Annotated in this window: 22 protein-coding genes; 20 read left to right on the forward strand and 2 right to left on the reverse strand. The window is 37.4% G+C overall.

The window, feature by feature from the left end; translation table 11 throughout:
• The first annotated feature begins 4 nt into the window (after window positions 1-4).
• From BLS90_RS02315 to BLS90_RS02385, 15 genes are all read left to right on the forward strand, one after another.
• Window positions 5-5,587 carry an Eco57I restriction-modification methylase domain-containing protein gene (locus BLS90_RS02315; protein WP_091254784.1) on the forward strand — a complete coding sequence of 1,861 codons (5,583 nt, stop codon included), beginning with the start codon at window positions 5-7 and terminating at the stop codon, window positions 5,585-5,587.
• A gap of 10 nt (window positions 5,588-5,597) precedes the next feature.
• On the forward strand, window positions 5,598-5,915 hold the full coding sequence (locus BLS90_RS02320) for a DUF4133 domain-containing protein (protein WP_091254787.1): 318 nt from the start codon (window positions 5,598-5,600) through the stop codon (window positions 5,913-5,915).
• Between the two features lie 39 nt (window positions 5,916-5,954).
• Entirely contained in the window at window positions 5,955-8,423 is a 2,469-nt protein-coding gene (locus BLS90_RS02325; RefSeq protein ID WP_091254789.1) for a TraG family conjugative transposon ATPase, read from the forward strand.
• Window positions 8,424-8,482: 59 nt separating this feature from the next.
• A complete protein-coding gene (locus BLS90_RS02330; protein WP_091254792.1) occupies window positions 8,483-9,184 on the forward strand; it encodes a conjugal transfer protein TraI in 702 nt (233 codons plus the stop codon).
• A 4-nt stretch (window positions 9,185-9,188) separates the two neighbouring features.
• Window positions 9,189-9,818: a hypothetical protein gene (locus tag BLS90_RS02335; protein ID WP_091254793.1), complete on the forward strand. Its 630-nt coding sequence runs from the start codon at window positions 9,189-9,191 to the stop codon at window positions 9,816-9,818.
• A complete protein-coding gene (locus BLS90_RS02340; RefSeq protein WP_091254796.1) occupies window positions 9,815-10,450 on the forward strand; it encodes a hypothetical protein in 636 nt (211 codons plus the stop codon). The genes BLS90_RS02335 and BLS90_RS02340 overlap by 4 nt, the downstream gene beginning before the upstream one ends.
• A gap of 12 nt (window positions 10,451-10,462) precedes the next feature.
• Window positions 10,463-11,659 (forward strand): conjugative transposon protein TraJ, encoded by a 1,197-nt coding sequence (traJ, locus tag BLS90_RS02345; protein WP_091254800.1) that lies wholly within the window; start codon window positions 10,463-10,465, stop codon window positions 11,657-11,659.
• A gap of 19 nt (window positions 11,660-11,678) precedes the next feature.
• Entirely contained in the window at window positions 11,679-12,299 is a 621-nt protein-coding gene (gene traK, locus BLS90_RS02350; protein WP_091254806.1) for a conjugative transposon protein TraK, read from the forward strand.
• Window positions 12,300-12,313: 14 nt separating this feature from the next.
• A complete protein-coding gene (locus BLS90_RS02355; RefSeq protein ID WP_091254810.1) occupies window positions 12,314-12,811 on the forward strand; it encodes a hypothetical protein in 498 nt (165 codons plus the stop codon).
• Between the two features lie 31 nt (window positions 12,812-12,842).
• The gene (gene traM, locus BLS90_RS02360; RefSeq protein WP_317039374.1) at window positions 12,843-14,117 is read left to right on the forward strand and encodes a conjugative transposon protein TraM; all 1,275 of its coding nucleotides are present in this window, start codon (window positions 12,843-12,845) and stop codon (window positions 14,115-14,117) included.
• Window positions 14,118-14,129: 12 nt separating this feature from the next.
• Window positions 14,130-14,975 (forward strand): conjugative transposon protein TraN, encoded by an 846-nt coding sequence (gene traN / locus BLS90_RS02365; protein ID WP_091254816.1) that lies wholly within the window; start codon window positions 14,130-14,132, stop codon window positions 14,973-14,975.
• 27 nt (window positions 14,976-15,002) lie between these two features.
• Window positions 15,003-15,806 carry a hypothetical protein gene (locus tag BLS90_RS02370; protein ID WP_091254819.1) on the forward strand — a complete coding sequence of 268 codons (804 nt, stop codon included), beginning with the start codon at window positions 15,003-15,005 and terminating at the stop codon, window positions 15,804-15,806.
• A gap of 50 nt (window positions 15,807-15,856) precedes the next feature.
• Window positions 15,857-16,141, forward strand: coding sequence for a hypothetical protein (locus tag BLS90_RS02375; RefSeq protein WP_091254822.1), 285 nt, complete (start codon window positions 15,857-15,859; stop codon window positions 16,139-16,141).
• 147 nt (window positions 16,142-16,288) lie between these two features.
• On the forward strand, window positions 16,289-16,456 hold the full coding sequence (locus BLS90_RS16750; RefSeq protein WP_158614935.1) for a MerR family transcriptional regulator: 168 nt from the start codon (window positions 16,289-16,291) through the stop codon (window positions 16,454-16,456).
• A gap of 142 nt (window positions 16,457-16,598) precedes the next feature.
• The gene (locus tag BLS90_RS02385) at window positions 16,599-18,461 is read left to right on the forward strand and encodes an ABC-F family ATP-binding cassette domain-containing protein (RefSeq protein WP_073355150.1); all 1,863 of its coding nucleotides are present in this window, start codon (window positions 16,599-16,601) and stop codon (window positions 18,459-18,461) included.
• A 634-nt stretch (window positions 18,462-19,095) separates the two neighbouring features.
• Here BLS90_RS02385 and BLS90_RS02390 read toward each other — a convergent pair.
• The gene (locus tag BLS90_RS02390; RefSeq protein ID WP_175455422.1) at window positions 19,096-20,643 is read right to left on the reverse strand and encodes an SDR family NAD(P)-dependent oxidoreductase; all 1,548 of its coding nucleotides are present in this window, start codon (window positions 20,641-20,643) and stop codon (window positions 19,096-19,098) included.
• 171 nt (window positions 20,644-20,814) lie between these two features.
• Here BLS90_RS02390 and BLS90_RS02395 point away from each other — a divergent pair, with 171 nt between their 5' ends.
• Window positions 20,815-21,627, forward strand: coding sequence for an O-methyltransferase (locus BLS90_RS02395; protein WP_091254827.1), 813 nt, complete (start codon window positions 20,815-20,817; stop codon window positions 21,625-21,627).
• Window positions 21,628-21,684: 57 nt separating this feature from the next.
• Here the strand turns inward: BLS90_RS02395 and BLS90_RS02400 are convergent, their stop codons facing one another.
• Complete coding sequence (locus BLS90_RS02400) at window positions 21,685-22,365, reverse strand: hypothetical protein (protein WP_091254832.1); 681 nt, start codon at window positions 22,363-22,365, stop codon at window positions 21,685-21,687.
• Between the two features lie 374 nt (window positions 22,366-22,739).
• On the opposite strand from BLS90_RS02400, the gene BLS90_RS02405 reads away from it, so the two are divergent.
• The 4 genes from BLS90_RS02405 to BLS90_RS02420 all read left to right on the forward strand — a co-directional run bounded on the left by BLS90_RS02405 (window position 22,740) and on the right by BLS90_RS02420 (window position 25,517).
• On the forward strand, window positions 22,740-23,426 hold the full coding sequence (locus BLS90_RS02405; RefSeq protein WP_073355646.1) for an ABC transporter ATP-binding protein: 687 nt from the start codon (window positions 22,740-22,742) through the stop codon (window positions 23,424-23,426).
• A gap of 161 nt (window positions 23,427-23,587) precedes the next feature.
• Window positions 23,588-24,445 (forward strand): ATP-grasp domain-containing protein, encoded by an 858-nt coding sequence (locus BLS90_RS02410; RefSeq protein WP_091254834.1) that lies wholly within the window; start codon window positions 23,588-23,590, stop codon window positions 24,443-24,445.
• A 34-nt stretch (window positions 24,446-24,479) separates the two neighbouring features.
• Window positions 24,480-25,049 (forward strand): cob(I)yrinic acid a,c-diamide adenosyltransferase, encoded by a 570-nt coding sequence (locus BLS90_RS02415; protein WP_091254836.1) that lies wholly within the window; start codon window positions 24,480-24,482, stop codon window positions 25,047-25,049.
• A gap of 246 nt (window positions 25,050-25,295) precedes the next feature.
• Entirely contained in the window at window positions 25,296-25,517 is a 222-nt protein-coding gene (locus tag BLS90_RS02420) for a DUF2795 domain-containing protein (RefSeq protein WP_007138072.1), read from the forward strand.
• Window positions 25,518-25,545 lie beyond the last annotated feature (28 nt).

Below are 25,545 nucleotides of genomic sequence, written 5' to 3' on the forward strand. Positions count from 1 at the left end.
AATTATGGCTTACAATCTATCCCAAAAACTAAGTACTAATATCAAGGCGATTATTATTGCCATGCAATGGCAGCAGGGCGACGTTCTTACTGAAGAGGCAGTCGCAGCACTAAAGGCATACGCTGGTTTTGGGGGTATCAAGGCTATGTTATATCCATATGGCACTACCGAAGACTGGATGAAGTCCGGAGCAACAAAAGAAGATCTGAAGCTGCATCCAGAGATGATGCGCCTACATGAATCGTTAGAGGAACACTATTCTAAAAAGGATTATAGTACAGTTGTTTCGTCGCTGCGCAATAGTGTTCTCACTGCCTTTTATACACCAGAAATTGTTCCCAGAACATTGTACAATACTTTAAAAGGACAAGACATTGCTCCTAAAAGATTATATGAACCATCGGCTGGTTCAGGGATTTTTATCACAGAAGCAGAAAAAGTATTCCCGAAGTTGGAACAAATTAGCGCTGTTGAAAAAGACAAGCTTAGCGGACTAGTGCTTTCGGCAATAAACAGTACGCTGGTAACAAACACTACTACGCATATAACAGGATTGGAGGAAACCCCAACAAATGATAATGGCAGCTATGATCTTGTGGTCAGCAATATTCCTTTTGGTAATTTTTCAGTTTATGACCAGGCTTATCCTGATAAAGCTATTTCAGGGAAAATCCACAATTATTTTTTTGCAAAAGGACTGGACAAACTAGCGGATGGCGGCTTGTTGGCGTATATCACTACTGATGGTTTTTTGAATAGTTCTTCGAATCAGAGTGTACGTGAATACCTTTTTCAAAATGCAGATTTTGTGAGTCTGGCTGTTATGCCTGATAACCTAATGAAGGAAACAGGTAATACGGAAGCTCCTAATCATTTGCTTATTGTGCAAAAAAACGAGCGCAAGGAAACGTTATCTGACAATGAAACTGACCTATTGCAAACTGTTGGTATGGAAAACGAGTTTGGAAAATACAGTATTAATAAATACCTGTCCCATCGACCGGAACTACTAATTGGTAATGAAGTACAAGCTGGTAAAAACCAATATGGACAAGCACATCAAAGGGTATGGCAAAGTGGCGATATCAATTCAATTGTAGACAGGCTTGCCCAATCAATCACTGATGGATTAAAAGAGAATTTTAACAAGGAGCGCTTTGAACAGTCTCAACAAATAGGTATTGTTAAGCAGCCCGAAGTACTAGGACAAAAATTTACCTACTTGACAATGCCGGAAAGCAAGGCAAGCGGAATTTCTGTTCAGCTAGGATTGTTTGACACCGTGCCAGCGGAGAATATCAATCGTGCGATGGACTATATCAATCCATTGGATGAAATGGTAGTTGACAAAAAAACATCAAGAATATTAAGCACCATCCGCACAACGGATAATCCCTCACATGAAAATGTGGTGCTTATGACCGCCAAACAAAACAAGACTAATAGATACTTGTACAAGTTATATTCCAATGTAAAAGAGATAGATAGTTTTTCAGCCAATTGGATGAATGGTGGATTATTACCCCATGAACTACTGGCTTTATCCAATACGCTTCAGCAATATAACCATGCTTATATTTATGAAGGAGACAAAACGCTGGAGTCAGCCTTTAACCTTGAAAGACAGCTTTATAAAGAAGTTACCGGCTTCAAATCCTTCTATAAAGAAGGAACACTGGTTCGGCTAGGAGAAGCAATTGGAACGATCAATGATATAAATAACGACCATAAACAGGCTTTTTTCCAGCCATTACTGTTGCAAGGGAATCTGAAATTTTACGATTCCTATATTGTTATTAGGGATAACTACTTGGAACTGTTTGAAAAAGAACAATCAGATGAAGCCGCGAGTGATGAAGTGCGAAAAAATCTTGATGAGCAGTATACAAAATTTGTTTCTCACTATGGCATTCTTAACAGTGCTGAGAATCGCAGATTAATTATGCAGGATTCGGCTTTTGGCTTCACAATCCTTTCTTCGCTAGAACGAAAAGAAGGCGAGCGGTATGTAAAGTCCGATATTTTAAGCAAATCCATAGTAAAACAACAGGGTAGGTATTTTACTAATGATCCAATCGAAGCACTTGCCCGAAGCCTGAATGAAAAAGGAAATGTAGATCTGGGATTTATAACTGCTGCAACAGGACTTGACGAAAGTGAGGCCATAGAAAGCCTCAACCATCATATTTATCTAAACCCTATCCGTCAGGATTGGGAGACTACAGACCTGTATCTAAGTGGTAATGTTGTAGAAAAGTTACAACAGGCTAAACAGGCGGTGCAGCAAAATCCTGAAAACATCCAATATTATAAAGGAATGCAGGCACTGGAAAAAATACAGCCAGAGCGCATACCTTTTGAAATACTCGATTTTAACCTTGGTGAACGATGGATACCTATCAATTACTATGAGAATTTTGCCAGGCAATTGTTTGAACAGTCAACTGAAATTAATTACTTCCCATCGCTAGATACATTTAAAGTCAGTACGGGACATAATACCAAAATTGACAGAGAATTTGCGGTAACACCTAAAAGTGGAAGAACCACTTACGGTTATACCATATTGGAACACGCTTTGGAAAACACGACTCCATTTTTTACCTATGAGGTTAATGGTCCTGGAGGCAAACCACTACGACTACCCGACAATGAGGCCATACAATTGGCACATCAAAAAATTGAGAATATCCGTAATGCTTTTATAGAATGGCTGCAGGAATTACCAGAAAGCGATAAGAAGGAATTGGAAAACCTGTATAACGAAACGTTCAATTGCTTTGTACTCCGTGAATATGATGGAAGTCATCTCAGTTTTCCAGGATTGGATAAAAAAGCCCTTGAAATTAATGATTTATACAGTTCGCAAAAAAACGCCGCATGGCGTATTATTCAAAACCGAGGTGCTTTAATTGACCATGAGGTTGGACTCGGTAAAACACTTACCATGATTGTTGCAGCCAATGAAATGAAGCGCTTAGGAATCATACACAAACCAGCAATACTTGCCTTACATGCAAATGTAGATCAAATTGCAACTACCTATCGCAAGGCCTATCCCAATGCCCGAATTTTGGCTCCAGGTGAAAATGAGTTTACACCAGCTAAAAGGGTAAGATTGTTTCATGAAATTAAGAATAATAATTGGGATTGCATCATTTTGACACACGACCAGTTTGGAAAAATACCACAATCACCAGAAATCCAAAAAGAGATATTACAAAATGAATTGGACAATGTAGAACGTGACTTAGATACGGCGAAAGATTTGGGTAGGGACATCTCCAAAAAAATACTGAAAGGACTTGAGATACGCAAAAATAATCTGGATGGAAAGCTGAAAGGTATATTAAAGGATATTGAAGAAAAGAAAGACAGCGGTATCAACTTTAGCGAAATGGGAATTGACCATTTGTTTGTAGATGAATCACATAAATTCAAGAATCTGACTTTCACGACTCGTCATGACCGTGTTGCAGGAATTGGAAATATACAAGGAAGCCAGAAGGCACTTAACATGCTGTTTGCTGTCCGTTCGCTTCAGGAAAAATTTGATTCAGATTTGTGTGTAACTTTTCTATCTGGAACACCCATTTCAAACAGCTTAACGGAGATGTATCTGCTTTTTAAATACCTACGTCCAAAAGAAATGGAACGTCAACATATTGAGAACTTTGATGGATGGGCATCAGTTTTTGCAAGAAAAACAACTGATTTTGAGTTTTCGGTTACCAATGAAATCATCGCCAAAGAACGTTTCCGCCATTTTATTAAAGTTCCGGAATTGGCACTGTTTTATAATGAGATTACGGACTATAAAACGGCTAGGCATATTGATCTAGACAAACCGGAAATTGATGAACAGCTTGTCAATATAAGCCCGACACCAGAACAAAGCGAGTTTATTACACAGTTGATGCAGTTTGCAAAGACAGGTGACGCGACACTTATTGGAAGAGCACCCCTTAGCAGAGAGGAAGATAGAGGGAGGATGCTTATAGCTACAAATTACGCTAAAAAGATGGCTGCCGATATGCGACTCATAGATGAAGGATACGACGATCATCCCAACAATAAAGTCAATACATGCGCCCGAAATGTGGCTGAAATTTATAATACTTCAACCAAACATAAAGGTACTCAGATTGTTTTTTCGGATATCGGAACACCCAAGCCAGACGCATTTAATATGTTTGATGCCCTTAAAGAAAAACTAGTGACGGACTTTAATATCCCTGCCCATGAGATTACCTACATACACGATTGGACGGTTAAAAAGAAAGCGCAACTGTTTTCCAAAATGAACACGGGCGAAATACGCATTCTTTTGGGGAGCACGGAAAAAGCAGGCACTGGGCTGAATGTACAAAAACGGGTTGTGGCTATGCATCATTTGGATATTCCCTGGAGACCATCGGATCTAGGGCAACGTAATGGACGAGGCAGCAGGCAAGGAAATGAAGTTGCCAAACAACATTACGAGAATAAAGTAAAGAACTTTATATATGCCACGGAGCAGTCGCTGGATAATTACAAATTCAATCTATTGAAAAACAAACAGACTTTCATAAGCCAGATGAAAAACTGTGAACTGAATGTCAGATCCATTGATGAAGGTGCTATGGATGAGAAAAGTGGAATGAACTTTTCAGAATATATAGCAGTATTATCAGGTGATACTTCCTTACTGGAAAAATCAAAATTGGAGAAAAAAGTAGCCGTGATGGAAAGCCTTAAAAAGGCACATTATAAGGAAATTTCAAGAACCAAGTATCAAGTTGAATATCTATTGGAGGAAAAAACGGTCACTACTAAAACATTGGATAAACTCACTGTCGATAAAGGCTTTTATAAAAAGAGCTTGAAATATGAAAGTGACGGCACAAAGGCAAATCCAATACAATTACATGATTTTAAAGCGCAAGATACCGAGAGTATCGGCAAGCAGGTTATTGATCTCTATAAAAATTGGAAACCTCCAGATGGAGAAAGCGAAGCGAAACAAATTGGTAAGCTGTATGATTTTGGACTGTATGTAAAAAGGGAACGCGAAGCCTATCAGGGTGATGGTCTTTACCAATACCGCTACTCCAACAGCTTTTATGCGCAACGTTCGGATCAAGGCATTAAATATACTTTCAATGGAGGAACGCCTAATGTGGACAATCCAAAATTGGCAGTCCGTCACTTCCTAAATGCAATTGACCGGGTAGAGCACCTCAAGGAAAAGTACGAAAAATCCCTGAATGATATTGAAAATCAGTTGCCAGAATTACAACAATTAACTGCAAAACCCTTTAGCAAGGAGAACGAATTGCAACAGATGAAAAGTGAACTCTCCAGCCTCGAAAGGGAAATAGCATTAAAAATTCAAGAGAACCAATTAATGCAAGATAATCCGCAAGATACCAGTATCAATGGAGAAACAGCAGAATCTAACGAAGTCTCAGTGATTCAATTATCTATAAAAAGCAGTAAGGAGCATACAGAAAAATCAGAGCGTTTTTCAACTGTAGAAAGTGACAACGATAAATGGCAGCAACAATACTTTGCCGAAATGAGACGAAGTAACAGGATGAAATTTTAAAAGAAATACCATGACAAATAGTGTGTATCAAATCAACAAAGGAATTAACCAAAGTATTGAATTTAAAGGGTTAAAAGCACAATACATATGGTATTTGGGTGGAGGTGTCATTGTTCTTATTATGCTGTTTGCTGCTATGTACATTGCAGGTTTGCCCTCAATAGTCTGCGTAGGAATTGTAGGCGTTTCAGGGGCACTATGGGTTTTAAAAATATACAAGATGAGCCAGAAATACGGCGAACATGGTATGATGAAAGCCTTAGCAAAACGACAGGTTCCTAAGGCAGTCAAGTTCCAAAGCAGGAACATTTTCAAAATGCAAAAATAGCATTTTGTTAAAATTACTAACAGGTAAATAAAAATGAAGATGGAAAAGAGGATAGATGATATTTTACCAATTATGGATGTTGAGCATGACTGCATCCTGTCCAAACAGGGTGACGTGACAGTAGTTTTCAAGGCAGATCTGCCTGAGATATTTACCTTGTCGGATCAGGAGTATGAAACATTCCACCAAACTTGGTTGAAAGCAATAAAATTACTTCCTAAGTTCAGTGTATTCCATAAACAGGATTGGTTTATCGACAGCAAATTTCAAGCGGACTTTACCAATGAGGATAATAGTTTCCTGACCCGTAGCAGTGAGCGTTTTTTTAATGAACGTCCCTTTCTGGATCATTCGTGTTACATTTTCCTGACCAAGAAACCGCAAGGCAGAAAAACATCCAGTTCCTTATTCTCTAATTTACTTAGGAGTTCAATAGTTCCGGAAGAAACATTAAAAGCGCAACTGCGCCAAGAATTTATTGATAGTACTGGACAATTTGCACGAATCTTAGAAGACAGTGGTTTTGTAAAATTGACACGCCTTGGAAATGATGAACTCCGAAGCCACAGCCGAAAGATTGGGATTATAGAACGGTACTGCTTTCTTTCTGAAAAAGAAAATTCGTTTGTTTTTAAAGATATTACTTTCAATGATGGGCTACAGGTTGGCGACAAACATTGTCAAATTTATACCCTAGGTGATGCAGCTGACTTGCCTGCACTTTGCGGTTCCAGAATTAATTATGACCGATATTCCACGGATAAGACCAAGTTTAGTATCGGTTTTGCCTCAACACTAGGTCAATTGCTTTCCTGTAACCACATTTACAACCAGTATATTTTTATAGAGGATTTCCAAAAAACGTTGAAGAAACTGGAAAGCAAAAGATTGCGATTACAGTCCTTATCCGCGTATAGCAGAGAAAATATGATTGCACGTGATGCTACAAATGATTTTCTTAATGAGGCTATTAGCCAGCAACGGTTACCTGTCAAGGCACATTTCAATGTATTGGTCTGGACTGACGATAAAGAAGAACTGAAAGACCTGAAAAACAAAGTTTCTTCCGCACTAGCGCAGATGGATGCGGCCGCTAAACAGGAAACTGTGGGTGCTGCACAAATTTTTTGGGCGGGCATTCCTGGAAACTCGGCAGACTTTCCAATGAATGACACCTTTGATACTTTCGTAGAACAAGCCACCTGTTTTCTGAATTTAGAAACGGGTTATCGTTCTTCCCTTAGTCCAATTGGAATCCGACTAGGAGATCGTTTGACGGGAAAACCTGTTCATGTGGATATCAGTGACGAGCCTGTTAAAATGGGGATTTGTACCAATCGAAACAAATTTATTCTGGGGCCTTCTGGTAGCGGAAAATCCTTTTTTACCAATCACATGGTCAGGAGCTACTATGAGCAGGGAACACATATAGTTCTTGTTGACGTCGGCCACAGCTACAAAGGATTGTGCGATATGGTGGGTGGTTATTATTTCACTTATGATGAAAAAAATCCAATACGATTCAACCCATTCTATATCAGCGAGGGAGACACCTTGGATACAGAGAAAAAAGAAAGTATCAAAACTTTGCTACTGGCTTTATGGAAAAAAGACAATGAAACATTCAATAGAAGTGAATATGTGGCATTATCCAATGCGTTACAACTCTATTATGAAAAACTAGATGCCAATCCCGATTTGTTTCCCTGCTTCAATACTTTTTACGATTTTCTGAAAGGCGATTTTGTAAAAATATTGGAAGGAGACAAGGTTAAGGAAAAGGATTTTGATGTGAACAATTTTCTTTATGTACTTCGTCCATATTATCAGGGAGGTGAATTTGATTACCTGCTCAATGCTACCGAAAATCTCGAACTATTAAAAGAACGCTTTATTGTATTTGAACTGGATAACATAAAAGATCATCCGATACTTTTTCCAGTTGTGACTATCATCATTATGGAGGTCTTTATCAATAAGATGCGCAAGCTTAAAGGTGTCCGTAAAATGATTCTTATTGAAGAAGCCTGGAAAGCTATTGCTAAGGAAGGGATGGCCGAATACATTAAATATCTATTCAAGACGGTGCGAAAGTTCTTTGGCGAGGCAATAGTGGTTACACAAGAAGTGGAAGATATTATTTCTTCACCGGTAGTAAAACAGGCAATTATCAATAACAGCGACTGCAAGATATTGTTGGATCAGAGTAAGTATCAAAATAAATTTGAGCAAATCCAGGAATTACTTGGACTTACAGAAAAGGAAAAAGCACTGGTGCTTTCGGTAAACAAAGCCAATGACCCTGAAAAAAAATACAAGGAAGTATTTATCTCCTTGGGAGGAATGCTATCTAAAGTGTATCGTACTGAAGTATCCCTTGAAGAGTACCTCGCCTACACCACCGAAGAAACTGAAAAAGTAAAAGTACAAGCTTACACTAAAAAATTTGATGGCGACATCAAAAAAGGGATAGCGGCACTGGCTAATGATTTGCGGGCGCAGGCTTGATGATGAAAGTTAAATAACATCGTAGAATAAATAAGAAACGCACACTAAAATACAAAATTATGAAATCAAAGAAAAAAATCATGGTTTGCCTGCTGTGCCTATTACTCCTAAGCACTCCTGCAAGACCGTCAGCAACCTTTACAGCTTTTCCAATTATTGGATTGATTAAAGAGGCAGTAAAAAAAGTCATATTAGCAATTGATCTGCGGATTCAAAGGCTGCAAAACAAAACGATATGGTTGCAGAATGCCCAGAAGAAATTAGAAAATACGCTCTCCAAATTAAAACTGGATGAGATATCAAATTGGACCCAGAAGCAAAAAGACCTGTACCAAAATTACTATGATGAACTGATGAAGGTTAAAAACATCATTACCTATTACCAACGTATTAGGGACATCACCAAAAAGCAGATACGTCTTGTGGATGAGTACGAAAGGGCTTGGAGCCTATTTCAGCAAGACAATCATTTTAATGTGGACGAATTGGGCTATATGCAAAAAGTATACTCAGGCATATTGAATGAAAGCATGAAAAATATTGACCAGATCTTTTTAATCCTTGATTCATTTAGCACACAGATGAGCGATGCAAAAAGACTTGAAATCATCAATGCCGCTGCGGATCATATTGATGCCAACTACGATGATCTTATGTTGTTCAATAGGCAAAATGCACTCTTAAGCTTGCAGAGAGCGAAAACAAAAAATGACGTGGATGCTGTTAAGAAATTTTATGGGATTCCATTCTTAAAACCTTAAAATCATGAAAAAAATAGTTTTATTCCTGCTCTTTGCAGGATTCTTAAATGGAAATATTTATGGGCAAGCAAAACAAAGAGAAGCACTCCTGAAACAAATCGCATCCCTTCAAATCTACATTGGCTATGCTCAAAAAGGCTATTCCGTAGCCAAAAATGGACTGAACACTATTGGAGATTTCAAACGTGGAGAATTTAATCTCCACACTGATTATTTCAATTCGCTCAAGAAGGTTAACCCGAAAATAAAAAAGTATGCAAGGATTGCTGAAATCATATCCCTTCAGGTAAAGATTATAAAAAATTACGGTGGTATTTACCGGCAAATCAAGCATGATGATCTATTCCACGGGGATGAAATGGATTATATCAAACGGGTATTCGATCGCCTAATTCAAAATTGTGACGGCAATTTAAAGGAACTCATCACAATTATAACAGACGGGCAGCTCAAAATGAAAGACGATGAGCGAATGAAACGAATCGATGCAATCTATCAGAACATGCTGGAAAACGACGCTTTTTGTGAGAGTTTCAGCAATCAAACCAGATTGATATCCCTTTCAAGGACTACCGATACTAAAGAGGTAAAAACTAGCCGTGCCTTGCGTGGCACTAATACTTATTTACCATGAAAAAAATACTAATTGTAGGAATTCTGCTTGTCGGTTTGTTGTTACCGTCGAAGGTAACCGCCCAAGCACAGGAAATGCAGCAATTGATTTTAAACATAGAAAAGCTTGCCCAATTTAGGCAGATTCTCAAGGATATGAAAAAGGGCTATGAAATTCTTAATGGCGGTTATAATACGTTAAAAAAAATATCTCAGGGAAATTTTAGCCTTCATAAAACATTCCTTGATGCGCTAATGCAAGTAAGTCCAACAGTTAGGAATTACAGACGTGTTGGGGATATCATCACCTATCAGGTGCTTTTGTTAAAGGAATACAAGGCTGCATTTAGTCGTTTCAGAAACAGTGGGAATTTCAATCCCGATGAGATTGCCTATCTCGAAAGGGTATACAATAATCTTTTTAAGCAGAGCCTTAGAAATATTGACGAGCTCACCTCTGTCATTACCGCTAACAAAATGCGAATGTCCGATGATGAAAGATTGGCTGCAATTGATAAAATTTATGCTGATATGCAGGATAAGCTTTTATTCCTGCGAAGCTTCAATAACAACACTTCAGTGTTAGCGATACAACGTGCAAAAGAGCACAATGATGTGAATGCGATGCGTAGCATTTACAAGGTAAATAACTAAATACTCACTACCATGGTAAAGATAAATAAGGGGGCATTATCTGCTATCCTAGGAATAGCATTGCCTTTTAAGATCCAGGCACAAGGGATGGCAGACGACATGAACAGTCTGCATAGTGTATTGGAACAATTGTACGACGAGATGATGCCTTTATGTAGCAACTTGTTGGGTGTTGGGCAGGGAATCGCTGGCTTTGCGGCCATCTGGTATATTGCCTCTAGGGTTTGGAGGCATATCGCCAGCGCGGAACCTATAGACTTTTATCCGCTGTTTCGCCCATTTGTTATTGGCTTTTGTATTATGATTTTTCCTTCAGTGCTGGACATGATTAACGGAGTTATGAAACCTACCGTTACAGCAACTGCCGCAATGGTTGAAGGATCGAACAAAGCTATTGAAGTACTGCTTCGACAAAAAGAAGATGCGCTCAAGACTACCGATCCTTGGCAGATGTATGTTGGTGCAGATGGAAGTGGTGATCGTGATAAATGGTACAAATACACCCATGATGATAAGAATCCTAGTACTGAAGGAGTATTTGCAAGCATTGGAAACGATATCAAATTTGCCATGTCCAAGGCATCCTATAATTTTCGCAATTCTGTAAAAGAATGGATGAGCGAAGTATTACGCGTACTTTTCGAAGCCGCCTCACTTTGTATTGATACGCTTCGAACTTTTCAACTAGTAGTACTATCTGTTTTAGGACCACTCGTTTTCGGTATATCGGTCTTCGATGGATTCCAACATACGCTGACCGTCTGGCTGGCACGCTACATCAATATCTACTTATGGCTTCCAGTGGCTAATATTTTTGGTAGTATCATCGGCAAGATTCAGGAGAACATGCTAAAAATTGACATAGCACAGGCCAATGATTATGGGGATACCTTCTTTAGTAGAACGGATATTGCGTATCTGGTATTTATGATTATTGGTATTGTGGGCTATTTTACTGTACCATCAGTTGCTAATTACATTGTTCACGCAGGTGGTGGCGGAGCTTTAGGCCAAAAAGTGACCAGTATCTTCAGCAACTCCACAAATTCAGCGGTTAACAGCGCATCTGCTGGTGCAGGGATGGTAGTGGATGCAATGGGCAATGCCGCTGGACGCATGTCCCAAAACATGTCCAGTTCGAATACTTCGGCTCCTTACTTCAAGAGTAAGGACAGCTACATGGGCGATAAGTTAAAAGGCAATTCATAATCCTTAAAAAGAAAATATCATGTTTAGCAAAATGAAAAATATTGACACCGCCTTCCGGCATGTTCGCGGCTTTACTATGTTAGTGATTGCTGGTTGTATAGTAATCTCCTGCTTCGCCCTTTACAAGAGTTTCAGTTTAGTATCCCAAATGCAGGGTAAAGTCTATATACTGGCTAATGGAAAAGCGCTGGAAGCCTATGCTTCGGACAGGAAAGATAATATACCCGTTGAAGCACGAGATCATATAAAGACCTTTCATAAGTTATTCTTCACCCTTGATCCGGATGATCAAGTCATCAAAACCAATGTTACCAAGGCACTTTATCTTGCTGATGACAGTGCCAAGCGGATATATGATGATTTAAAAGAAAATGGGTATTACGCTGGAATCATATCAGGCAATATCAGCCAGACTATACAGGTGGACAGCGTGACAATTGACATTAATACCTATCCCTATCAATTCCGATGTTATGCTATCCAAAATATTACCAGAACTACCAGCATTGCATACCGAAACTTGATAACGGAAGGAAATCTTCGTAATGTATCGCGTAGTGATAACAATCCACATGGATTTTTGATCGAACGATGGAATACAATCGAGAATCGTGATTTAAGTACCGAAAATAGAAAATAATAAACCTGCTGATTATGGAATTTAACTTAAAAAAAAACAGCAAAAATAGCCCTGCTGAGACTGATAGTTTCAGGAGTAGTTTATTACAAAGATTTGATGAAGCGAATCTTCGCTTGCAACTTAAGTGCGCTAATTGGTTAGAGCGCAAGACAGCACATGTATCACGCAAAAGTTGGATTATTATCCTGTTTAGTTTTATAGTGTTTACAGGCGGCTGTAGCATTTACCTGATTGTGAATAGCTTTTCAGGAAATAAAACTAAAAGCATAACTATGACTCCGATTACCAGACCAACCAATGCGGTACCATTTAAAGAAAAATCCATCCAGCTAAATGTTGCCATCAATACAACCGAATTTGAAAAAATTGTTCGCTTTCACAGGTATATGGATAGCCTGAGCCGCAGTCCCACAGGGAAAAAACGGCATGACAGTATTGTGCACTATCGTCCCGGACTGCTGGACAGTATTGCCATAGTAAAACAGTATTATCACTCACAATTTAAAAATTAATATCATGGAACACAAAACAAAATCATTAAAAATGTTAAGACAGCGCAAGCTGCTCGTTGTATTACCGCTACTAGTTCTCCCGTTTGTAACCATTATGTTTTGGGCATTGGGTGGTGGAAAAATGGAGGCTGCAAATTCACAAGCATTAGAAAAAAAGGGTTTCAATATAAAGCTACCGGACGCGAATCTGAAAGAAGGACTTCCATTGGATAAGATGAATTATTATGATCAGGCTGCCCTTGACTCTATAAAGCTTGATGAACTCATCAAAAAAGACCCCAATTATTTGAGCCAATCTTTTCAGATTGATTCTACAGAGGGTCTCAGTGACGTTACTTCTAGAAAAGGAAATACAGGTTTAAATACATCGGTGCATCGTGACCCGAAAGAAGAAAAAGTACGTCAAAAATTGGAAGCATTGCAGAAGGCGATAAATACGCCTGCACCTCCTCCAGCACAAAATCGGGATTTTGATAAATATGCAAAATCAAATGAAACTTCGATGCATTCCAATGATGTTGACAGGCTCGAACAAATGATGCATTCCATGAACGGTAAAATTGATGATCATGATCCTGAACTGCAACAGCTCAGCGGAATGTTGGAAAACATCCTTGATATTCAACATCCTGACAGGATGCAGGAGAAATTGAGAAAAGCCTCGAAACAACAACGAGGACAGGTATTTGCCATTGCTACTAGAACGCATGAAGACAATATTTCTTCCTTGCAAAGTGCTCCCGTCAATACTACTGCCTCTCCTGGACAGTCCGGACACAATGGATTCTATTCTTTAGATGAACCGGAAAGTCCTGACTATGCACAAAATGCCGTAGAAGCTGTCATCCATGAAACCCAGACTATTGTAAATGGTTCAACAGTTAAGTTGCGACTTTCTAATGATGTTTTTATAAATGGAATAAAAATTCCAAAGGACAATTTTCTTTTTGGTACAGCTTCTCTAAAAGGAGAAAGACTGGCAATTACCATAAACAGCCTAAGATACAACAACTCCCTATTTCCTGTTGACTTGTCTGTATATGATATAGATGGACTCAGTGGGATCTATATTCCAGGCGCCATCAACCGTGATGTGGCCAAAGCATCTGCTGACCGTTCTATGCAAACGCTCGGTGTTGCAAGCCTTGATGATTCTTGGGGAGCGCAGGCGGCGGGAGCTGGAATTGAGGCCGCTAAAAGTCTTCTCGGTAAAAAAGTAAAACTAGTCAAAGTGGTTGTAAAGGCGGGCTATATGGTACTGCTTCGTGATGAAAATCAGAAACAAAAAGATTCAATTAAAAACTAAAAATTATTAACTATGAAAAATTTTAATCTATTGGTGATGGGGTTTCTACTACTTCTTACCATCAGTGCATTTGCGCAACAAACAGAAAAAAACCGTCTATCTAAAATTGAGCCTGATTCTTTAACAATAGCCTATTCAAAAACGACCAATATCGTATTTCCTTTTGCTATCAAAAGTGTTGACAGGGGAAGTCAGGATATACTGGTACAGAAAGCGAAAGGTCTTGAAAATATACTTCAGATTAAGGCTGCTCAGAAAAGATTTTTTCAGACCAATCTTACAGTGGTCACTGCCGATGGTAAATTATATTCTTTCGTGTTAAACTATGGTGAGAACTCGCCACAATTGAATCTCACCGTGAATAAGAACAAACCCGAAGGACAGGAAATTTATTTTTCGTCTAGAACGGGAAACGAAGAGGATGTTCAAGAGTATTCCAAATTGGCTTTTTACGACAAGAAAAAGATACGTGGTGAAAAGGAAAGAAACTATGGTATTGATTTTCAACTCAGCGGAATTTTTATTCATGATGAGGTCATGTACTACCGAATTAAAGTAAGGAACAATTCTAAAATCAATTATGATATTGACCAGCTTCGCTTTTTTATACGAGATACTAAGAAGGTAAAACGAACCGCTTCACAGGAAATCGAAATTACACCAATCTACATTCTAAATAATGTAGTTAAAATTGACGGGGAAGCGGAAAACACATTTGTATTTGCTCTTACAAAATTTACAATTCCGGAAAAAAAATACCTATCCATACAGCTAATGGAAAAAAATGGTGGTAGACATGTGGAACTGCATGTGAAAAACAAGAAACTAGCAAAGGTGACCGTGCTACACAAACTATAAATTATTAATCATTTAAAGAATTTAGTCATGAACGAGAAAAATTTTGAATACTTAAAAGACCAGGTTAAGTACACCGGTTTCGGTGAAGGACTGGAAAGTGAATTAAAAGCAAATTTACAAAAAGAGGAACCAAATTTCACCTTAAGCCACAATGCACAATACGGCAACGATACCGCTGTGGCAACATTGAATTTTAAAAAATCAGATCAAAGCGATATGTGTTTTTTTAATTCATACAAGGTTGAATTGCAAAAAGAAAATTCCAAGGAAGCTCTGGAACAAACCTTTTATATCAATAAAGGCAGCAACATTACCATGAAAGAAGCTTTTAATCTTATGGAGGGAAGATCCGTAAACAAAAACCTTACCAATAAAGAAGGAGAAATATACAACGCATGGGTGCAGATGGATTTTAAACAAGCCGATACTAACGGAAACTTTAAGTTAAACCAATACCATCAGAATTATGGTTATGATCTTGAGGCAACATTGGCTAAACATCCAATCAAGGAACTAGAAAATCCAAAGTACAAAGAGGATCTGATGGATTCCATGAAAAAAGGAAATCTGCAATCTGCTACTTTCTTAAAAGAAGACAATGAGGTCAAACAATATATTGAGGCCAGTCCACAATTCAAAACTATCAATGTGTACGATGGTAATATGCAACGAATTGACAACCGTCATTCCAAAGAGGAAAAGCAGTCCGAAGTCGAAAAAGCTTCGGTTAAACAGGATAGTAAAAAGCAAAACCAGAGTGTTGACGACGATGGGCCAGAAGTACCAAAGGAAGCTAAGAAAAAAAGGAAAAGCCAGTCTAATTCCATGTAGCAAAAAGGTTGATAAACAAACGCTGCTTAAAATTAATAAACTAGCATTTAATGGAAACACTAAAACCTTTATCCGATTTCTTTAAGGCGATAAAGAAAGATTGCCGTATTAGCATCACGCATATTGGTATCTATGCTGCATTGCTTCAATTCAGGGCGGATAGAGGCTTTATTAATCCAATTCAGGTATACAGTTATGAAATTATGGAAATAGCAATGATTTCTTCTCCAAAAACATACCATAAATGTATGCATGAACTAAATGAGTATGGCTATATTAAGTATGTGCCAACCAGAAACAGAAACCAAAGGAGCACGATTTATTTCCATATATAAGCAATTGAATCAATCAAAGAAAATATTAGTAAAGCCCGTTCGCGAGTATTTACTATAAATAACTTGAAAAAATCTAAACAAAGCTCATCTATTTTGATGTAACAAATGCACAGACGATAAAGTTTAATGTATTTAAAAAATAAAAGTATGGAACAATATGTAAATACTAAAGAAGCAATGGTGATTTTAGGAATAAGAAGTCAAACCACAATCGGGAAATATGAAACAGATGGAAAGATTAAAGTATACAGACCCTTTAGTAATAGAAAAAGGTATAAGGTCAGTGAATTATTAAAAATTCAACGTAAAAGATAGTGTAAAGCTATCTTTTTTTGTTTGATTCAAAAAAGGTATCTTTGCACCGTCCATATTAAACTCCTATTTAAAATTAGAGACCTAATTAGAGACCTCTTAATTTTAATAACCAGAAAAGCCCTGTTTTAGGCACTATTACACCATGAATTACCTATCAGTCGAGAATATATCCAAATCTTTTGGGGAAAGAACACTTTTTGAAAACATTTCTTTTGGAATTAACAAAGACCAAAAAATTGCTTTTATAGCCAAAAATGGTTCGGGAAAAACCACTATTATGAGCATTATTAATGGCTTAGACGAGTCGGATACCGGACAAGTGGTGTTGCGAAAAGGCATCAAAATGGCTTTCTTGTCGCAAAACAATAATTTACAGGAAGAATTGACTATTGAAGAAAGCATTTTTGCCTCTGATAATGAGATTTTGAAAGTTATTGAAGCCTACGAAAAAGCATTAGAAAATCCAGAAGACGAAGAAGCGTATCAAAAAGCTTTTGATGGAATGGACCAACACAATGCGTGGGATTTTGAAACCCAATACAAACAAATTTTGTTCAAATTAAAGTTGGAAGACTTTAAACTGAAAGTAAAAAACCTTTCTGGTGGCCAGAAAAAACGTTTGTCATTAGCTATTATTTTAATCAACCGTCCCGATTTATTAATCCTGGATGAACCGACGAATCACCTAGATTTAGAGATGATTGAATGGCTAGAAACTTATTTTGCCAAAGAAAATATTACGTTGTTTATGGTGACGCACGACCGCTTCTTTTTGGAACGTGTTTGTAACGAAATCATCGAACTCGACAACGGAAAATTATATTCCTACAAAGGAAATTACTCCTATTATTTAGAGAAAAAAGAGGAACGCATCGCTTCCGAAAATTCGAGTGTTGATAAAGCACAGAATCTTTTTGTGAAGGAATTGGAATGGATGCGCCGTCAGCCAAAAGCGAGAACGACCAAATCAAAATCGCGTCAGGATGATTTTTATGACATCAAGGAAAAAGCACAAAGTCGCCGTCGCGAAAATAAAGTGGAACTTGAAATCAACATGGAACGAATGGGAAGCAAGATTATCGAGCTTCACAAAATCTCCAAAAAATTTGATAACCATGTGATTTTGGATAATTTCAGTTTTGACTTTCAACCGGGAGAACGCATTGGGATTATTGGAAAAAATGGTACAGGAAAATCAACTTTTTTAAATTTATTGACTGGTGGAATTCCGCTTGATGGAGGAAAAGTAGTGATTGGTGAGACCATAAAACTGGGCTATTATACCCAAAGTGGTATTAACCCAAAGCCAGGACAACGCGTTATTGATGTTATTAAGGAATACGGAGAATTTATTCCTTTAATGAAAGGAAGAATGATTTCGGCTTCACAATTGTTAGAGCGCTTTCTTTTTGATGCCAAGAAACAATATGATTTCGTTGACCGATTGAGTGGTGGTGAATTAAAGCGTTTGTACTTGTGTACCGTTTTGATTCAGAATCCAAATTTCTTGATTCTCGATGAGCCTACTAATGATTTGGATATTGTGACTTTGAATGTCTTGGAAAGTTTTCTTTTGGATTACCCCGGATGTTTGGTCGTGGTATCCCACGATCGTTATTTTATGGATAAAATTGTAGATCACTTATTCATTTTTAGAGGAAAAGGTGTTATTGAAGATTTTCCGGGGAATTATTCTGATTTTAGAGCCTATGAAGATAGTGCTGATGTAGCTCAAAAAGAGGAAAACAAAGCGGAGAAAAAAGACTGGAAGCAAAACAACCCAACAGGAAATTTAACTTTCAATGAGCAAAAAGAATACCAAAAGCTTGAAAGAGAAATCAAGGATTTGGAGCTAGATAAAACTAAAATCGAGCAGTTATTCGCCGATGGTAAAGTGGCTGATGCCGATATTGAAAAGAAAGCCAAAGAACTCGAAAATATCATCAACAAAATTGAAGACAAAGAGGAAAGATGGTTTGAGCTGAGTGCGAAGATCGAGGGGTAAATCCCGCTTATCCCGCTAACAGTTCTCGGAAATATAAAGATATAAAAAAACAACCTAGCAGAATTTTATTCCGCAACAAAGGTTAAAAACAAAACCCACAACGAAATTTACTTTTTGTTGTGGGTTTTATATATTTGCATCTATAAAAAATACAAATAACAAAGAACCAATAAAATCAAAAGATAAGCATACAAAACCAATGAGTCTAAAAACTACTTTATCTAAATATTCAGGAAAGCCGAACTCATTATTTAAGAAAATTATTATAACGTTTTCATTTGCTTACTTACCCTTTTTAATCTTATTTTCAATCTTAGTAAGTTTTGGTTTTATGCCCGTAAACTTTAACGAGCAAAATATTTACGGTCTGAAAGGCGTAGTTATTTTAGTTTGCTTTGCTCCTATTTTTACTTTTATGTTTAGTGCTTTTGCTTACTTGTGGTTTGTCTTTGGAAATTTTGTTTTACAACTATTTATTACACTTTTGCCAGATAAGAAATCATAGCCGAATCGTTCATAAATACAGTCATTTATCTCAAAATAATACTTACAAAAAACCACAGAAAAATCCGATTCTGATGTGGTTCTTTTATTATACAACCTTTTTAATTCCCCTTTAGAGGGTAGGAGCCTGCTACCATGGAATAGGATTGTAATCCTTCAAAAACTTCCCACACCAATGTTTTCCAGTATTGATACCATCAAACAGCGGATCCATCACGCGTGCCGCACCATCTACAATATCTAATGGAGGTTGAAAATCTTCTTCTTCCTGTTTTCTTTTGGCTAGTTCAGCTGGATCTTCATCAGTCACCCAACCGGTATCCACAGCATTCATGAAAATTCCGGCTTTCGCCAAATCTCCTGCTGCAGTGTGTGTCAGCATATTCAGAGCCGCTTTAGCCATATTGGTATGCGGATGACGGGCTTCTTTAAAAAAACGGTGAAACTTACCCTCCATTGCTGAAACATTAATAATGTGTTTTTTTTCCGTATTGTCTTTTTTCATCACTTCCGAAAGGCGGTTGCACAATACAAAAGGAGCAACGGAATTAACGAGCTGCACTTCGATCATTTCGGTGGTTTCGATTTGGCCTAGTTTCAATCTCCAACTATTAGTTTTCCGCAAATCGACTTGCTGCAAATCGGCATCAAGCTCTCCCTCTGGAAAAACTTCAGTCGCCACCAATGCATTATCAAACGAATATGGAATTTGAGATAATTTGGCGGAAGCCCGCAAACCAATTCCTGGCTCTGGTCCGTGCCAAGTCACCGGCATATTTTGATTGGAAGAAATCCCCGTGGTTAAAACCTTTAATTCCTCTAAACAATCCGTATGATCTAATAACAATTCTTGCGCTTGTTTAGGCAAAGATGCGATTTGACGTTCTTCGTTTTCCATCAAATGCGCATAAAATCCTGCTGGACGCCGAACCGTTTGTGCCGCATTATTGATCAGTATATCCAATCGTTCGTATTTTTGCTCAATAAAATTGCAGAAAATTTCCACGCTAGGAATGTGTCGCAAATCCAAACCATGAATTCTGAGGCGATGTCCCCATTCCGTAAAATCATCTTCTTTAGAAAATCGCAAAGCAGAATCCACTGGAAAACGAGTCGTAGCAATAACAGTAGCTCCACCACGCAACAACATCAACGTAATGTGGTACCCAATTTTCAAACGCGAACCTGTGATAACGGCAACTTGCCCTTTTACATCTGCCGTCTGGAACCGTTTGGCATAATTGAAATCACCACAATCAGTACACATGGTATCATAAAAGTGGTGCATTTTAGTAAACTCGGTTTTACAAACGTAACAATTTCGCGGAGTTTCCAGCTCCAACTGCTCTTTGTGGGCGAGATCATTAAAAGCCAGTAATTTTGGCGCCACAAAAATACTAGCTTCGCGAGCATATCGGATTCCTGTCTCTTTTCGGGCGGTTCTATCTTGCTTTTCTTTTTTGCGTTTTGCGATTAATTTTCCGTCTTTTTTTCTACGTGAAAGCTCTTCTCGATCGGGTTTAGAAAACTGACCTGCCGCTTTGATTAATGCCGTTCGTTGTTCTTTTGGAATCTCAAAAATTTGATCCGTGTCAGTATTCAGTTGTGCCAAAATAGCGATACATCGATCAATTTCTTCTGAGCTAATCGCAGTTTTATGTTCTATTTGTTCAATCATTATTGTGAAAAATGGGTAATTAGTATGGTACAAATTCCAAGGGCGCAAAGATAGGTTTTAAAGTGAATAGTTAGTGGTGAATAGAAATTATTCAAGCACTAGACTTCTCACCATTCACTTCTCACTCCTTCTGACTTTTTTGTATCTTCGCACCTACTTTGAACTATCCTTATGTTATTCCAAATAAAATCATATTTACAATTTCTTTGGCACTCCAAAAATGAGCATGCCGTCCATTCTCCGTTTGTGTTTTGTTTACTGACGAAATGTTTCTATGATAAAAAATCTAAACCGGAATACGCTGTTTTAAGAAAGTATAGAAACTCGCTTCTAGCAAACAATAATACGATTGTAGTCACTGATTTTGGTGCGGGTTCGAAAGTTTTCAAATCCAATACAAGAGTAATTTCCAAGATTGCAAAAACGGCAGGAATTTCTTCGAAGCGAGCCGAATTATTATTTAGAATCATCCATTATTTTCAGCCTGACTCTATTTTAGAAATTGGAACTTCGTTAGGATTAGCGACGGCTGCGCTTTCATTAGGGAATTTAAAAGCAAAAATAACAACGCTGGAGGGCTGCCCGGAAACAGCAAAAATTGCTCAATTGCAATTACAAACATTCAATTACAACAATGTAGAATCTATAGTAACACCATTTAATTCTTATTTAGAGAAACGGAATTCATCTATGAATACTGCAACTGAACACGCTATACAAAACACGGAACACTTTTCCTTAATTTACTTTGACGGAAATCACTCTAAAAAAGCAACACTGGAGTATTTCAAATTATTACTTTCAACCGTGACCAACGGAACCGTTTGGATATTCGATGACATTCATTGGTCGAAAGAAATGGAACAAGCTTGGGAAATTATTAAAAGCCACCCGCAAGTCACAGTCACCATTGATACATTTCAGTGGGGATATGTCTTTTTTAGAAGAGAACAGCCCAAAGAACATTTTGTGATTCGGGTTTAAGCCAAAAAAAAATGACAGCCATTGCTGACTGTCATTCTTACTTGAATTAATTATTCCTTATTCTTTTGCTCTTTTCATTTCTCCTGATTTAGCTCCCATTCTATTCAAAGTATACATTGGGCCAAATTTCACTTTCAAACCAGAAATTTTTCTATTGTCTTCAGCTGAAAGCCCTTCTTTTTCAACAGTATTTTTTCTGCTGTCTAGTGCTTCATACATCAATTTGATTTCATCCCAGTCTTCACGAGAATATACATCTTTGTTATCTTCAACGGTATGAATAAATTGTTGGTACACATTATGAATGTTTGCAGCATTTACCCAACTAAAATTCATATCCTCACCCATTTTACCTTCACCAAACAAGGCGTTCCTCATTTGCTGCTTACTGTTAGGTGCGGTGGCTACTGCAGCTGCTTGTGCTGCCATTTGTTGAGCTTCTACCTTCGCTTTCAACGCTTCATATTTTGCTCTACTTGCATCAATACGTGCTTGCGCATCAGCATTATCTTTCATGTTAGCAATTGCCGCTTCAGCTTCTCCTGCTCTTAATTGGTACGATGCTTCTATGCCTTCCCAGTTTCCTTCAGCATCTGCTGCTGCAACATTACCTAATGAATCTACGTACATTACATAGCTATCCACTTTTTTTTCTGCTTGCTCCGCTTTTTCATCTTTACAAGATGTAAATCCAATAGCGATTACCGCTAATCCTAATGCTAATTTCGTATTTTTCATAATTTAAGTTTTGATTAATTATTTCCTAAACAAATGTAAATAAGATTGCTCTATATTCAATAAATAACAAAAAATTATATAAAAAATCAATATAATTGTGAAATAAAAAAGATAATAGTGTGAATTATACAAAACAAGACTAGAATTGTGTAAAACTTTAAATTCAGATTATGCTTATCAATAAACTTAAAAATCAAATTAAATGAAAAACTATTGAAAAATTCAAAATTATACAGGGTCTAAATTTCAGTGCTTGCAGACTGTAACAAATTTAAAAAATAACTACTTATTAGTAATTCAAAAGTTTTTGTACTTTTAAAATCTAAATTAATAGCAACCCGCGCACCGTCAAAGGTTAAAAATCATACATTCTAATGGCAAACCCGCTAATAAAAATAACTAACATCAAAAGAGATTTTGTATTAGGAAATGAAATCGTTTATGTTCTTAAAGGCATTGATCTAGAGATCAACAAAGGAGAATATGTAGCACTAATGGGACCTTCAGGATCTGGAAAGTCTACCTTAATGAATTTACTAGGATGCTTAGACACCCCAACTTCCGGAACTTATATTTTGAATGGAAAGGATGTAAGCCAGATGAAAGACGATGAATTAGCAGAAATTCGCAATAAAGAAATTGGATTTGTTTTCCAGACTTTCAACCTTTTACCACGAACAACGGCATTAGACAACGTGGCTTTACCTATGATTTATGCTGGATTTTCTAAATCAGATAGAAACAAGCGCGCCTCCGAAGTATTGGATCAAGTAAATCTGTCTGACCGAATGGATCACCAACCCAACCAACTTTCAGGAGGGCAACGTCAGCGTGTAGCCATCGCTAGAGCATTGGTAAACAAACCTTCAATAATCCTTGCAGATGAACCTACTGGAAATTTAGACAGTAAAACATCATTAGAAATCATGAAACTTTTTGGAGACATCCACGCCAATGGAAATACTGTGATTTTAGTAACACATGAGGAGGAAATCGCCGCTTATGCCAATCGCGTCATTCGTTTGCGCGATGGACTCATAGAAAGTGACACTACCAAATAATTTTTTTTCAGGAGCTTTTTCCGGCAATCCGCTACAATCTTTTCAAAAATCTTTCAGCCCTCAAAAGGCTGGAAGCTTTTTGAAAAGGATTTCCACTATTATCCGGGCTAGGAAATCCGAATTACAATTGCGTTAATTACTACCAAACATCACTTTAAAAAATGAAAATCGCCCTATTAACCTGCGAAAAACTTCCCGATTTAAATCCCGAAGACCAAAAAATAATTCCAGCACTCGCCCAACACAATATAGAATCTTCCGCTGTTATTTGGAGCGATAAAACCGTGAATTGGACTGATTTCGACTATTTAATTTTTCGCAATACTTGGGATTATTTCGAGAAAGAAACCGAGTTTAAAATTTGGCTAGACCACATAGAAAATTTAGGAATCAAAACACTAAATCCAATCGAGGTGATTAAGCAAAATATCCATAAGTTTTACTTACGGGAAATGGAGCAACAAGGAATCACAATATTGCCAACTCTTTTTATAGATAAAACAGCCCATCTTGATCTTGCAAAACGAATTCCTTCCCATTGGAAAAAGGCAGTTATAAAACCTGCTTTTTCTGCGGGTTCGTATCTAACAGAAGTTTTTGATGTATCAAATAGTACACAAATAGACCAACAATACGAAAGGATTGCTTTAGAAAAAGAATTACTGGTGCAGGAATTCATGCCTCAGATTCAAACATTAGGAGAAACTTCCTTTATCTTTTTCAACAAAAAATTCTCTCATGCAGTGAATAAAAAACCGGTTGAAGGCGATTTTAGGGTTCAATCTCTTTTTGGAGGAATTTATACCTTGGTGCATCCAAGTCAAGACTTGATTCAAAAAGCGCAAAAAGTAGTCAATACCTTTAAAGAAGATTTACTATATGCTCGCGTAGACGGTATTTTAATAGACCAAGAACTTTACCTCATGGAAGTTGAATGTATTGAACCCGATCTGTATTTCGATCTAAGTGAAAATTCATTGGAACGATTTGTTGCATCAATAGTAAAATTAATAGCCTAAATTTGTTTTTTTAAAAAAATCAAACACCCAGTAGATGAAAGTATATACAAAAACGGGAGATAAAGGAACAACGGCCCTTTTTGGAGGAACTCGTGTCCCAAAAGACCATGCCCGTATAGAAAGTTATGGAACGGTTGACGAGTTGAATTCTCATATCGGTTTAATTCGCGATCAGGAAATGAATGCGCATTATAAAGAAATTCTTATTGAAATTCAGGATCGTTTGTTTACCGTAGGAGCTATTCTTGCGACGCCACCTGAAAAAGAAGTGAAGAAAAACGGAGAACTTCGTTTGAAAAAATTAGGAATCATTGAATCTGACATTGAATTATTGGAAAATGAAATAGATGCTATGGAAGAGGCCCTTCCGCCAATGACTCATTTCGTGCTTCCTGGTGGACATACTACTGTGTCATATTGTCATATAGCACGTTGCGTATGTCGCAGAGCAGAGCGTTTAGCAGTCCATTTAAGCCATAATGAACCCGTTGCAGAGATCGCTATTAAGTATCTAAACCGACTTTCTGACTACCTTTTTGTGTTGGCACGGAAGTTGTCTCATGACCTGAACGTTGACGAGGTGAAATGGATTCCTAGGAAATAAGATTTCAAATTGAAGATTAACGATTTTTAAATTTAGATTTATTGAAAAATAAAAACCTTATTTACTTCAATAATTACAAGTTATTTAAAACAGTTACAAATCATTTTTTTTAATCAAAAATCGTTAATCTCAAATCAAGAATCAGCAATCAATAAAACGTTCTTAACTTTAACTAAAAATAAATCATTTTTTACTTGTTTTTTTCAGTAAAAAATTTATTTTTGCACAAAATTAAATCGACAACAGATGTATTGGACATTAGAATTAGCTTCCTATTTAAGTGATGCCCCGTGGCCTGCCAACAAAGACGAACTTATTGACTACGCTATTAGAGCAGGAGCTCCATTAGAGGTGGTAGAAAACCTTCAATCTATAGAGGATGAAGGCGAGATATATGAATCAATGGAAGAAATATGGCCAGATTATCCTACGGACGAAGATTATCTTTGGAATGAGGATGAATATTAAAAAGTAAACCAATTAAAAAGTCTCAAAA

The organism is Flavobacterium omnivorum, from assembly GCF_900099915.1.
In the GTDB taxonomy this organism is placed as follows: domain Bacteria; phylum Bacteroidota; class Bacteroidia; order Flavobacteriales; family Flavobacteriaceae; genus Flavobacterium; species Flavobacterium omnivorum.

Coding starts and splice junctions, on each gene's coding strand:
- BLS90_RS02375 (WP_091254822.1), top strand. CDS start 15,857: ATGGAAACACTAAAACCTTTATCCGATTTCTTTAAGGCGATAAAGAAA.
- BLS90_RS02315 (WP_091254784.1), top strand. CDS start 5: ATGGCTTACAATCTATCCCAAAAACTAAGTACTAATATCAAGGCGATT.
- BLS90_RS02370 (WP_091254819.1), top strand. CDS start 15,003: ATGAACGAGAAAAATTTTGAATACTTAAAAGACCAGGTTAAGTACACC.
- traK (WP_091254806.1), top strand. CDS start 11,679: ATGTTTAGCAAAATGAAAAATATTGACACCGCCTTCCGGCATGTTCGC.
- BLS90_RS02395 (WP_091254827.1), top strand. CDS start 20,815: ATGTTATTCCAAATAAAATCATATTTACAATTTCTTTGGCACTCCAAA.
- BLS90_RS02335 (WP_091254793.1), top strand. CDS start 9,189: ATGAAAAAAATAGTTTTATTCCTGCTCTTTGCAGGATTCTTAAATGGA.
- BLS90_RS02320 (WP_091254787.1), top strand. CDS start 5,598: ATGACAAATAGTGTGTATCAAATCAACAAAGGAATTAACCAAAGTATT.
- BLS90_RS02410 (WP_091254834.1), top strand. CDS start 23,588: ATGAAAATCGCCCTATTAACCTGCGAAAAACTTCCCGATTTAAATCCC.
- BLS90_RS02330 (WP_091254792.1), top strand. CDS start 8,483: ATGAAATCAAAGAAAAAAATCATGGTTTGCCTGCTGTGCCTATTACTC.
- BLS90_RS02390 (WP_175455422.1), bottom strand. CDS start 20,643: ATGATTGAACAAATAGAACATAAAACTGCGATTAGCTCAGAAGAAATT.
- traN (WP_091254816.1), top strand. CDS start 14,130: ATGAAAAATTTTAATCTATTGGTGATGGGGTTTCTACTACTTCTTACC.
- BLS90_RS02325 (WP_091254789.1), top strand. CDS start 5,955: ATGGAAAAGAGGATAGATGATATTTTACCAATTATGGATGTTGAGCAT.
- BLS90_RS02420 (WP_007138072.1), top strand. CDS start 25,296: ATGTATTGGACATTAGAATTAGCTTCCTATTTAAGTGATGCCCCGTGG.
- BLS90_RS02385 (WP_073355150.1), top strand. CDS start 16,599: ATGAATTACCTATCAGTCGAGAATATATCCAAATCTTTTGGGGAAAGA.
- traM (WP_317039374.1), top strand. CDS start 12,843: ATGTTAAGACAGCGCAAGCTGCTCGTTGTATTACCGCTACTAGTTCTC.
- BLS90_RS02340 (WP_091254796.1), top strand. CDS start 9,815: ATGAAAAAAATACTAATTGTAGGAATTCTGCTTGTCGGTTTGTTGTTA.
- BLS90_RS02405 (WP_073355646.1), top strand. CDS start 22,740: ATGGCAAACCCGCTAATAAAAATAACTAACATCAAAAGAGATTTTGTA.
- BLS90_RS02355 (WP_091254810.1), top strand. CDS start 12,314: ATGGAATTTAACTTAAAAAAAAACAGCAAAAATAGCCCTGCTGAGACT.
- BLS90_RS16750 (WP_158614935.1), top strand. CDS start 16,289: ATGGAACAATATGTAAATACTAAAGAAGCAATGGTGATTTTAGGAATA.
- BLS90_RS02400 (WP_091254832.1), bottom strand. CDS start 22,365: ATGAAAAATACGAAATTAGCATTAGGATTAGCGGTAATCGCTATTGGA.
- traJ (WP_091254800.1), top strand. CDS start 10,463: ATGGTAAAGATAAATAAGGGGGCATTATCTGCTATCCTAGGAATAGCA.
- BLS90_RS02415 (WP_091254836.1), top strand. CDS start 24,480: ATGAAAGTATATACAAAAACGGGAGATAAAGGAACAACGGCCCTTTTT.